The organism is Actinomadura sp. BRA 177 (assembly GCF_013372625.1).
In the GTDB taxonomy this organism is placed as follows: Bacteria; Actinomycetota; Actinomycetes; order Streptosporangiales; family Streptosporangiaceae; genus Spirillospora.
This window is the reverse complement of sequence record NZ_JABXFD010000436.1, coordinates 1-10723: the sequence shown is the minus strand read 5'-3', so window position 1 is coordinate 10723 and position 10723 is coordinate 1. Positions and strand designations below refer to the sequence as shown.

11 protein-coding genes are annotated in these 10723 nt (G+C 71.8%); 10 read left to right on the top strand and 1 reads right to left on the bottom strand.

The window, feature by feature from the left end; genetic code table 11:
- The 9 genes from HUX53_RS26295 to HUX53_RS26255 form a co-directional block, all read left to right on the top strand.
- Positions 1–1786: acyl-CoA dehydrogenase family protein (locus HUX53_RS26295; protein WP_217919918.1), on the top strand; the 1786-nt coding region annotated here is incomplete at its 5' end.
- Between the two features lie 5 nt (positions 1787–1791).
- On the top strand, positions 1792–3606 hold the full coding sequence (locus tag HUX53_RS26290) for a fatty acyl-AMP ligase (protein WP_176405901.1): 1815 nt from the start codon (positions 1792–1794) through the stop codon (positions 3604–3606).
- A gap of 144 nt (positions 3607–3750) precedes the next feature.
- Positions 3751–4332: a PadR family transcriptional regulator gene (locus HUX53_RS26285; protein WP_176405900.1), complete on the top strand. Its 582-nt coding sequence runs from the start codon at positions 3751–3753 to the stop codon at positions 4330–4332.
- A gap of 129 nt (positions 4333–4461) precedes the next feature.
- Positions 4462–4989, top strand: a complete 528-nt coding sequence (locus HUX53_RS26280; protein ID WP_176405899.1) for an ATP-binding protein — start codon at positions 4462–4464, stop codon at positions 4987–4989.
- Between the two features lie 44 nt (positions 4990–5033).
- On the top strand, positions 5034–5408 hold the full coding sequence (locus HUX53_RS26275) for a hypothetical protein (RefSeq protein WP_176405898.1): 375 nt from the start codon (positions 5034–5036) through the stop codon (positions 5406–5408).
- Positions 5409–5491: 83 nt separating this feature from the next.
- Positions 5492–8197 carry a nitrate- and nitrite sensing domain-containing protein gene (locus HUX53_RS26270; protein ID WP_176405897.1) on the top strand — a complete coding sequence of 902 codons (2706 nt, stop codon included), beginning with the start codon at positions 5492–5494 and terminating at the stop codon, positions 8195–8197.
- Complete coding sequence (locus HUX53_RS26265) at positions 8194–8613, top strand: roadblock/LC7 domain-containing protein (protein WP_176405896.1); 420 nt, start codon at positions 8194–8196, stop codon at positions 8611–8613. Before HUX53_RS26270 ends, HUX53_RS26265 begins: the two co-directional genes overlap by 4 nt.
- Before the next feature lie 6 nt (positions 8614–8619).
- A complete protein-coding gene (locus tag HUX53_RS26260; RefSeq protein ID WP_176405895.1) occupies positions 8620–9054 on the top strand; it encodes a DUF742 domain-containing protein in 435 nt (144 codons plus the stop codon).
- Positions 9035–9664 (top strand): ATP/GTP-binding protein, encoded by a 630-nt coding sequence (locus HUX53_RS26255; RefSeq protein ID WP_176405894.1) that lies wholly within the window; start codon positions 9035–9037, stop codon positions 9662–9664. The genes HUX53_RS26260 and HUX53_RS26255 overlap by 20 nt, the downstream gene beginning before the upstream one ends.
- Before the next feature lie 84 nt (positions 9665–9748).
- Here the strand turns inward: HUX53_RS26255 and HUX53_RS26250 are convergent, their stop codons facing one another.
- The gene (locus HUX53_RS26250; RefSeq protein WP_217919917.1) at positions 9749–10237 is read right to left on the bottom strand and encodes a helix-turn-helix domain-containing protein; all 489 of its coding nucleotides are present in this window, start codon (positions 10235–10237) and stop codon (positions 9749–9751) included.
- 66 nt (positions 10238–10303) lie between these two features.
- Here HUX53_RS26250 and HUX53_RS26245 point away from each other — a divergent pair.
- A partial coding sequence (locus HUX53_RS26245; protein WP_176405893.1) for an MFS transporter occupies positions 10304–10723 on the top strand: 420 nt, incomplete at its 3' end.

The following is a 10723-nucleotide window of genomic DNA, read 5'->3' as shown; positions in this document are numbered from 1 at the left end:
CCCGCGGCCGCCCGCCGATCAGGCTGCCACCGATCAGACGAGCGGGATACCGCGGCGGGTGGTCGCGGGATTGTCGCCGGCGCACGGAATCGCCGCCGATCTGGACGGCTACCTCGGCGATCCGATGGACGACGAGGCCGGGCCGTTCTCCTACAAGGCGATCGTGGAGGCCGAGGAGCGCGACGAGCTTCCGCCGGGCGCGGTGGACGCCGTCCGGGCGTGGGGTTTCCCGAAGTACCTGGTGCCGGTCCCGCTGGGCGGCCGGCTGACGACGCTGGAGGAGTTGTTCTTCGTGACGCGCGGCATCTCGCGCCGCAGCGTCACGGTGGCGGTGATGTACGGGTCTGGGCTGCTGGCCGTGAACCCGGTGTGGCTGTGGGGCGACGCGTGGCAGCGGAAGACGGTCGCGGACGGTGTGCTGCGCGGCGACCTCGCCTGTTTCGGCGTCTCGGAGGCCGACCACGGCAGCGACGTGATGGCGTCGGAGTCGGAGGCCGAGATCCAGGGCGACGAGCTGGTGCTGACGGGCGTGAAGTGGCCGGTCGGCAACGCCACCCGCGGACGTTTCGTGACCACCTATGCCAAGACCGGCCCGCGCGACTTCTCCCTCATCCTGGTCGACAAGCGGGAACTGGACCCGGCGGTCTGGTCGACGCTGCCGCCCGTCCGGACGGTCGGGCTGCGCGGCCACGACCTGTCCGGCGTCGCGTTCTCCGGGGCGCGGGTGCCGGCCGACCGGGTGATCGGGCGGCGCGGCTCCGGGCTCGTCCAGACGCTGAAGACCCTGCAGATCACCCGGACCGCGATCGCGGCCCTGTCGGTCGGGACGATCGACGCGGTCGTGCGCATCGGCATGGAGTACGCGCGGCAGCGCACCCTCTACGGGTCGGACATCTACAAGATCCCGGTCATCCGCGACCATCTGCTCAAGGCGCATCTGGACCTGCTGATCGCCGAGTGCGTCGCGATCCCGGTGACGCGCTGCCTGACGGTCGCGCCGGGACGGCTCAGCCTGTGGTCGTCGATCGCGAAGTACTTCGTCCCCGTGCTGGGGGAGGAGGTCGTCGCGAGCATCGGGACGGTCCTGGCCGCGCGCGGCTACCTGCGCGAGGGCGTCGCGCACGGCGTGTTCCAGAAGCTGCAGCGCGACCACGCGATCGCGAGCATCTTCGAGGGCACCACGCACGTGAACCTGGCGAACGTCGCCGGGCAGCTCCCGTACCTGATCGACCCGCCGGAGGAGACCGGCGGCGAGGACGAACTGCTCGCCGACCTGTTCTGCTGGACGCGGACCACGCCCCCATGGGAACCGGACGGCCGGCGGCTGCAGCTCACCAACGAGGGACGCGACGAGGTCGGCCAGCGCTTCGAGGAGATCGCCGAAGAAGTGCTCACGGCGGCGAACACGCACGCGGCACCCGGCGTCGCGGCCGAGCTGAAGGACCTCATGTCCAGCATCGGCGGCCTGCGCGCCAAGGTGGACGAGGGCATCAGGACCAGCGAAGGCGACACGTCCTCTGTGGCCGCACTGGCGCGCGCCAAGCGCTACTGCGAACTGCACGCGATGGTCTCCTGCATGCTGACGTGGCTGCACAACCGGCACGCGTTCGGCGGTCCGTTCGCGGACGGCCAGTGGCTCGTCCTGTGCCTGCAACGGCTGCTCCAGCGCGCGCAGCCCGACGCCGTCCTGTCGGAGGAGTTCCTCCCGTCGCTGGAAGACGCGATGTTCCGCAGCTTCGACGAACGACGCTGGTTCACGCTGCTCTCGCTGGCCGAGGACGAGTGATATCCGTGTACGCGGATTTCGTGTCGCTCATCCGGGACAACATCCAGACATACGGTGACGACCGCTCGTTCACCTTCATCAGCGAGGAACCGGGACGGAAGTACAAGGAGAACGTCCTCGGGTTCGCCGAACTCGACCGCAAGGCCCGCGCGCTGGCCTGCCGCCTGGAGGCGCGCGGGCTGCGCGACCGGGCCGTCCTGCTGCTGTATCCGGAGGGCCTGGAGTTCATCACGGCGTTCTTCGGCTGCCTGTACGCGCGGGTCATCGCCGTCCCGGCGCCGCTGCCGGACCTGGACGCGGGACGGTTCGGCCGCACCCGCCGCATCATCGAGGACGCCGACATCACGCTGATCCTCACCGACACCGCCCACCGGGCCACGCTCGACGCGTGGCTCAGGGCGGCCGGCCTGCGCAACCGCGTCCACTGCCTGGACACCCAGGCGGGCAAGGACGCAGACCCGGGCGACTGGACGCCGCCGGACTTCGGCCCCGAGACGCTCGCGTTCCTGCAGTACACCTCGGGTTCGACCAGTGACCCGAAGGGCGTGATGGTCTGCCACGGCAACCTGCTGTGCAACGGCGAGGAGATCAAACGCCGCATCGAGGGCTCACCGGACACCGTCGGCGTCGGCTGGGTGCCGCACTACCACGACATGGGCCTGGTCGGTCAGTTCCTGCAGCCGCTCTACCTCGGCTGCCGGTACGTGTTCACCTCGCCGATCACGTTCATCAAACGTCCAGTGCTGTGGCTGGAGCTGATCACCCAACATCGGGGCACGATCACCGTCGCCCCGAACTTCGGGTACGAGCTGGCCTTACGCCGCGTCACCGACCGGCAGCTGGACGGCCTGGACCTGTCGTCGCTGACCGTCGTCAAGAACGGCGCCGAACCCGTCCGGGCGGCGACGCTGGAGGCGCTCTCCGAGCGGTTCGGCCCGGTCGGGTTCCGGCCCGAGATGTGGATGCCCTGCTACGGGATGGCGGAGACGACGCTGCTCGTCACCGGCGCGCCGATCGGCGGCGGGCCGGTGGTCCGCGACTTCGACGCCGAGGCCCTCACCAAGGACGTGGCGGTTCCCCGGAACGGCCCGCGGGGGACGCGGCGGCTCGTGAGCAGCGGCCGCCCCGTCACGCTGGATGTGCGGATCGTCGACCCGGAGACGCGCGCCGAGCGTCCGGCGGGAGGCGTCGGGGAGATCTGGGTGCGCGGCGGCAGCGTCGCCCAGGGCTATTGGCGCAGCCCCGAGGAAAGCCGCGCGATATTCGGCGCCCGCACCACCGCGGAGGAAGGTCCATATCTGCGGACCGGTGATCTTGGATTCATCGCCGGCGGCGAACTCTTCGTCACCGGAAGGATCAAGGATCTGATCATCGTGAACGGCCGGAATATCCACGCCCACGACATCGAGGAGGCGGCGCGGGCGGCCCATCCGGCGGCGCTGATCGGCGCCGCGTTCGCCATTGACGGCGCCATAGATGCGGATGTCGGGGCCGATGTCGGGTCCGATGTCGGGACCGGTGCCGGCCGGGGCCTGGACGGCGGCCGGGAGCACGTCGTCATCGTCCAGGAGATCAGTACCCGGGCGGCCACCGGGACGCCCCTGGACGAGCTGGCGTCGCTCATCAAGGCCCGCGTGGCAAGGGCGTTCGAGCTGCCCGCGGTGAGCGTCGTGCTCGCCGCGCGCGGCACCGTGCGGCGCACCACGAGCGGGAAGATGCAGCGCCGGCTGACCCGCGAGGCGTTCCTCACCGGAGAGATCACCGCACTGGCGGACGATCTCGAACCGGGCGTCTCCGAGCTGCGCCGGGCGCACGCGTGAACCCGGCGCGCACGACCCCCGTGACCTGCAATTTCGAAGATCGAAAAATTGCCCCTAACCAATCCTAGTCAAAAGCATGACTAATCATGTCTTTGTCTGCTAACGTCGGTCGCAACCCTGAGTCAAGGCGGGGAGAGAAGGCCGATGGCGCTACGTCACGCGGTGCTGGCGGCGCTGCTCGATGGCGAGTACAGCGGCTACCAGCTGGCCAAGATCTTCGATTTGTCGGTCTCCAACTTCTGGCATGCCGTACCGCAGCAGCTCTACTCGGAGCTGTCGAGGTTGGAGACGGAGGGCCTGATCCGCGGACGGCAGATCATCCAGCACGACCGCCCCAACAAGCGGGTGTACACGGTCACCCCGGCCGGCGTCGACGAACTCGAGCGGTTCGCCGGCACCCCCGCCAAACCCGGGATCATCCGGGAGAACCTTCTCGTGATGGTCCAAGCCGTGGACCACATCTCCACCGACTCCGTCATCGCGCAGCTCGAGGACCGGGCGGTCGCGGCCGCCGCCAAGATCGAGGTCTTCGAGCACACCCTCAAGCACCTGCGCGGCGACCTGGACGAGGAGACCTTCCTGCGGACCGGGTCCCCGCTCGGCCCGTACCTCACCTGCCTGCGCGGCCGCCGCTTCGAGCAGGAGAACTACGAGTGGTTCACCAGCACCGCCCGGCTGCTGCGCAGCAGGGCGGGCACCCATGCCGAGGGGGGCGATCCGTCATGACCGGCATCATGCGGCCCGCGGCCCTCGCGAGAACGGCGCCACCCGCGCCGACCCCCCACACCCACCCCAGCCTCGCATCCCGGCCGGGCTGGACCCGGGCGACACGCCTTAGTCAAGGAGGCGTTCATCATGTCGGGCGAACACCACACCATCGAACTCCCTAGCAGCCCACTCCCCAACACCGCACTCCCCGGCGACCTCGCGACCAGCACTCCGCCGCACGGCCTGCCCACGATCGACGAACCGGTCCCGCTGCTGCTGGGCGAGCTGACGCTGCCCGCCGAACGGGCCTCGGTGCCCCGGGCGCGCCGGTTCAGCCGGTCCATCACCCTCGCGGCCGGCGTCGCGCACGTCCGCGACGACGCCGAGGTCCTGGTCTCCGAACTGGTGACCAACGCCGTCCGGCACGCCACGGCGCCCGGCGCCGCGCTGTGCCTGCGGCTGCTGCGCGCCGGCACCCGGCTCCGCATCGAGGTCCACGACCAGGGCGCGGGCGTCCCGCGGCCGCGCCGGATCGACCTCATGGAGGAGACGGGCCGGGGCTGGTTCCTCGTGGCGGTCATGGCCGACCGGCACGGGACGGACCACACCCCGTCCGGCAAGTCGGTCTGGTGCGAGGTGCGCGCCTGGCCGCGGGACGAGCACCCCGGGCACTGAGCAACCGTTCGCAGACCCCCGGATCGGCGAATGGAAGTCGTGCCATGCCCGAATACGCGCCCGCTGACCACCCGTCCGCCGGCTACTACCGGGCGGACGGGAGACCCGCCACGGCCGAGGAGGCCCAGCGGCTGCTGCTGGACGTGCGAGGACGCCTGCTCGCGCAGGACGTCATCCGCGTCGGCGCCGTCGTCGTGGTCGTCTCGACCTGGTTCACCGTGATCGACCTCGGCATCGCGGCGAACGGCCGGCCGCTGCTGTGGCAGACGATCGTGTCCGACCACGCGATGCACGCCGACATCGGCCAGTACAGCTCGCGGGAGCAGGCCGCGCGCGGCCACGCGCAGGCCGTCGCCATGATCTCCGGCAGGCTGCGCGGGCTCGTCGCCCGCGCCGCGCTGGACGAGGTGCGCCCCTGAGCCGACCACCGACCCGACACCCCGCGTCCCCCCACGACACGGGCCGCGATCCCGGCCCGCCCTCGGCATGAGGTTGTGATCTGATGCCCTCGAAGACACCCCGCGACGACGTCCCCGGCGGCAAGGCCCGGCGGCGGCGTCCCATCCGCCTGCGGATCACGGCGCTGCTGCTGGTCCCGCTGGTATCCCTGATCGCCCTGTGGGCGTTCGCCGCGAACATCACGCTCGGCGACGCGTTCGACAAGTACGACTTCTCCACGACGTACGAGAAGATGGGCCTGCCCGGCCTCTACCTGGTGAACCAGCTCCAGGCGGAACGTTCCCTCAGCGTCGTCGCACTGGCCACGCACGACGCCGGGGCCGCGAAGAAGCTCGCCGGGCAGCGCGCCCGCGTCAGCGCCGTCGAGAAGTCGTTCCGGTCGACCGCGCTGTCGCCCGACGCGCAGGACGCGGCGCAACCGGAGACGAAGCAGCGCCTCGCGGAGGCGATCAAGGCCCTCGACAGGCTGCCGCAGCTGCGCGGCAAGGTCGACTCCGGCCAGGCCGCCCCGCTGGACGTCATCAACTCCTACAGCACGATGCTCGACCAGGTCATCAGGGTGTTCGACGGCCTGGTGTCGGTCAACGACGTCGCGATCCTCACCCAGGGCCGCGCGCTGATCGGCATCGGCAACGCCCGCGCCTACATGCTCCGCGAGGACTCCCTCGTCACCGCCGCGATGGCGCGCAACGGGCGGCTCACCCCGGACGAGCACACCGCGTTCGTCCAGTGGGCGGCGGAGGGGCGGCGCGTGTTCGAGGCCGGGCTCTCCGACCTGAACGACCAGATCCGCGGGCCGCTGCAGCAGCTCGCCGCGTCCGACCAGTTCAAGCGGTACCGCGCCGCCGAGGCCGCGATCGTGAACGCGCGCGGCGACCGGCTGCCGGCCGAGGCGGCCGACTGGCAGGCCACCACCCAGCTGCTGTCGCAGGCGTGGGGGCAGAAGGTCCAGCAGGCGAGCCTCGCGCTGAACGAGCTGGCCAAGCCGATCGGCGAGCGGATCGTCATGCGGCTCGTCCTCGCCGGCGGGTTCGGGCTGCTCGCGGTCATCGCGTCCATCGTGCTGTCGCTGCTCGCGGCCCGCAGCCTGTCCCGCGAGCTGCGCGGGCTGCAGCGCGCCGCGCTGAACCTCGCCGAGGACCGGCTGCCCAACGTCGTCGCCCGGCTCCGGCGCGGTGAGGAGGTCGACGTGGACGCCGAGGCGCCGCCGCTCGTCATCGGCAAGAGCAGGGAGGTCGCGCGCGTCGGCGACGCCTTCACCCAGGTGCAGCACACCGCGATCGAGACCGCCGTCCGCGAGTCGTACCTGCGGCAGGGCATCAGCCGCGTGTTCCTCAACGTCGCGTGGCGCAGCCAGTCGCTGCTGCACCGCCAGCTCCGCATGCTGGACGAGATGGAGCGCGGCGCGTCCGACCCGAAGGCGCTGGAGGACCTGTTCCGGCTCGACCACCTCACGACCCGCATGCGCCGGCACGCCGAGGGCCTGGTCATCCTGTCCGGGACGTCCCCGGGCCGCGGCTGGAGCCGTCCGGTGCACGTCGAGGACGTGCTGCGCGCCGCCGTCGCCGAGGTCGAGGACTACACCCGCGTCGAGGTCGTCGTCGTGACCGGGCAGGCCGCGCTGATCGGCGAGGCCGTCGCGGACATCATCCACCTGCTCGCCGAGCTGATCGAGAACGCCACCGTGTTCTCGCCCGCGCCGACCGAGGTGCTGGTGCGCGGCGAGATGGGCGCCAACGGGTTCGCCGTGGACGTCATCGACCGCGGCATCGGGCTCGACCAGTCCGAGCTGGACGCCCTCAACCTGCGGCTGTCGCGGCCCCCCGAGTTCGACCTGGCCGTCACCGACCGGCTCGGCCTGTTCGTCGTCGCCCGGCTCGCCGGACGGCACGGCATCCGGGTCGCCCTGCAGCCGTCGCTGTACGGGGGCGTCAGCGCCGTCGTGCTGATCCCGCGCGAGCTGATCGTGGACGTCGACCAGCCGGAGGACGAGGAGAGCCCGGCCGGCGGCGACGTACCGGTCGCCGGGCAGAACGGGCAGAACGGGCACGCGTCGGTGAACGGCTCGACGCGGCAATGGCCCACGCCGTCCGCGCCGTCGTCCACTGCGATGCTGAACGCGCCGGTGTACGACACCGTCCAGGACACGCCGCCCGCCTATGACGGCACGCCCACCCACGGCACGTCCGTCCCCGACAGCGCCTTCGACACCGCGCTCGCCTACGAGGCCACGGCCGCGCCTCCGGGGGCGCCCGATACACCGGCGCCCCTGGAGGATCGGCCGGAGTTCGACGCGACGGTGGGGTTCAACGCGTACGACGGAACCGAGACCCCGACGTCGTACCGCACCCCACCGTCGTACGGGGCCCAGCCCGGACCGCCGCCCGCGTTCGACGCGACGCGCCCGTTCCAGGCCGGGGGACCGCGCGTTCCCGCCTACGGCCACGACCCCTACAACGGCGCGGGCCGCTACGAGACGCCCGCCTCGTTCGGGGAGTCGCAGGCGCAGGCGGGCGGCGGGCGCGCCCCGCTGCCGCGCCGGGTGCGCGGCGGCAACCTGGCGCCGCAGCTGCGCGACCCGGACGGTTTCGCGGAACCGGCCGCGCCGCCGCCCGCCGACGCCGTCGCCGCCTGGGAGGAACGCTCGGCGGAGGCGTCCCGGGACCTGTTCGCCTCCCTGCAGGCCGGCTGGCTGCGGGGCAGGGACGAGGACGAAGGACCGGCCGACGGCATGGAGGGAAGATCATGACCCAGCAGGGAGTCGCGGCCGAACTCAACTTCCTCCTCGACGATCTCGTCGACCGGGTACCGCAGATCCGCAAGGTCGTGGTGCTGTCCCGGGACGGGCTCGTGATGGGCAAGTCGCGCGGCGTCGGGCGCGAGGACGCCGAGTACCTCGCGGCGCTCGCCGCCGGGTTCCACAGCCTCGCGATCGGCGCGAAGCCGCAGCTGGAGTCCGGCGAGATCCGGCAGACCCTCATCGAGATGGACCAGGGCCTGTTCTTCGTCGTGCCCGCCGGGGCCAACAGCTGCCTCGCGCTGCTCAGCGAGGTCGGCGCCAACGCGGGCCTCGTCGCCTACGAGATGACGATGCTCGTCAAGCGCGTCGGCAGGCAGCTGTCCACGGGACTCAGGCAGGGCGCCGCCGGACCCGGACCCAGGTGACCCGCCATGGACCCCAGTGACGTGCCCGGTGCTCCCCGGGGTCCCGGCCGGGAACGGTGGCTCGACGCCGCCGCCGGGCCCATCGTCCGCCCCTACGCGGTGACGCGCGGCCGGACCCGCCCGGCCGGCGAGCCGCTCGACATCGTGGCGATCCTCGTCGCGACCGGGCGGCCGCCGGCCGAGCCGGGCCGGCTGTCGCGGCACCAGCGCCGGCTGCTCGCGCTGTGCCGCCGCCCGCACGCCCTCGCCGACCTCGCCTCGGACCTGAACCTGCCGCTCGGGGTGATCCGGGTGCTGGCCGGCGACCTGCTCGAATCGGGCCTCATGGACGTCCAGCGGTGGTCCACGCCGGCCGCGCCGGCCGGGCAGCCGACCATGATCCAGCCGCATACCGACCAGAACCTGCTCAGGATGGTGCTCGATGAACTCCGTGCACTCTGACCCCCCGCCCGCGCCCGACGACACCGACGACCGGGAGGACGGGCCCCGCGTCGCCCTGAAGATCCTGGTCGCCGGCGGGTTCGGCGTCGGGAAGACGACCATGGTCGGCGCGGTCAGCGAGATCCGGCCGCTGCGCACCGAGGAGGCGCTGACCGACGCGAGCATCGGCGTGGACGACCTCGACGGCGTCGCCGCCAAGACCACCACGACCGTGGCGATGGACTTCGGCCGCATCACGCTGCGCGACGGCGTCGCGATCTACCTGTTCGGGACGCCGGGCCAGGAGCGGTTCTGGTTCATGTGGAACGAGCTGTCGCGCGGCGCGCTCGGCGCCGTCGTGCTCGCCGACACTCGGCGGCTGATGGCGAGCTTCGCCTCGATCGACTACTTCGAGCGCAAGGGCACGCCGTTCGTCGTCGCCGTCAACTGCTTCGACGACGCCGACCGCTACGACCCGCCGGAGATCCGGACGGCCCTGGACATCGACCCGCACGTCCCCGTCCTGCTGTGCGACGCCCGCCGCACGGGCTCGGCGAAAGAGGTCCTGGTGTCGCTCGTCGAGCACGCCCTGCGCCTGGCCGGCGGCGCAAGCCCCCGCCGAGCCGGCTGACCCCCGTTGACCTGCGGCGTGTCGCCCTTATGCGGCGCGGTATAGGGGCAACACGCCGCGGGTCAACGGGGCGCGTTCATGGGGTCAGTGGACCTCCTCGGGGTGCGGCGGGCGCATGATGATCTCGTCCACCCCGACGTCGTGGCCCTCCGCGCATCTGACCTGCGCCGTCACGCGCTCGCCGCAGCGGGCGTGGGTCAGCATGACCTGGCGGCCCTCCTCGTGCGGCAGGTAGGTCTCGCCGAACTCCATGAGGCTGACGAGGGTGGGCGCGAGGTCCAGGCCCATCTTCGTCAGGTGGTACTCGTAGCGCGTGCGCTGGCCGGGCTCCTGGTAGGGCTCCCGGGTGAGCAGCCCCGCCTTGACGAGGTGGCGCAGGCGGGCGGTGACGGCGGATTCGGTCATGCCGAGGTTGCGCACGAAGTCGCCGAAACGATTGGTCCCGAAGAACGCCTCGCTGAGCACCAGCACCGCCGACGGCGGGCCGAGCGCGGCCAGGGTCCGGGCGACCGGGCAGTTCTGCATCGACCAGGTGTCGCGGTCGGCGAAGTGCCCCTCAAGTGCGATTGTCACGCGACCCACTATAAACCTGCTGACTTCGCTTGACCAAAGTCAGGCCGGGCGCTAGCGTCGCTGACTATGGTGAAACAAAGTCAGGTACGCACCGGTCCCGTCCTCGCGGTGCTCTCCGTCGCCTCCTTCATGGCGGGCCTCGACCTGTTCATCGTCAACGTCGCCTTCGACGACATCGGCCGCGACTTCGCCGGCACGCCGATGGCCGACCTGTCCTGGGTCCTCAACGCCTACGCGATCGTGTTCGCCGCGCTGCTCGTCCCGCTCGGCCGGCTCGCCGACCGGTACGGCCGCAAGGCCGGCCTCGTCCTCGGCCTCATCGTGTTCACCCTCGCCTCCCAGGCGTGCGCCGCCGCCCCCGACCTGTGGTGGCTGGTCGGCTTCCGCGTCGTGCAGGCCGCCGGCGCCGCCGCGCTCATCCCCACCAGCCTCGGGCTGCTGCTGTCGGCGATGCCGGCGGCGCGGCGCGGCGGCGCGGTGCGGATC

What these genes read in the sequence shown, in the direction of transcription:
- HUX53_RS26265 (WP_176405896.1), top strand. Translation starts at nt 8,194, where the DNA reads ATGACCCAGCAGGGAGTCGCGGCCGAACTCAACTTCCTCCTCGACGAT.
- HUX53_RS26280 (WP_176405899.1), top strand. Translation starts at nt 4,462, where the DNA reads ATGTCGGGCGAACACCACACCATCGAACTCCCTAGCAGCCCACTCCCC.
- HUX53_RS26255 (WP_176405894.1), top strand. Translation starts at nt 9,035, where the DNA reads ATGAACTCCGTGCACTCTGACCCCCCGCCCGCGCCCGACGACACCGAC.
- HUX53_RS26285 (WP_176405900.1), top strand. Translation starts at nt 3,751, where the DNA reads ATGGCGCTACGTCACGCGGTGCTGGCGGCGCTGCTCGATGGCGAGTAC.
- HUX53_RS26270 (WP_176405897.1), top strand. Translation starts at nt 5,492, where the DNA reads ATGCCCTCGAAGACACCCCGCGACGACGTCCCCGGCGGCAAGGCCCGG.
- HUX53_RS26275 (WP_176405898.1), top strand. Translation starts at nt 5,034, where the DNA reads ATGCCCGAATACGCGCCCGCTGACCACCCGTCCGCCGGCTACTACCGG.
- HUX53_RS26260 (WP_176405895.1), top strand. Translation starts at nt 8,620, where the DNA reads ATGGACCCCAGTGACGTGCCCGGTGCTCCCCGGGGTCCCGGCCGGGAA.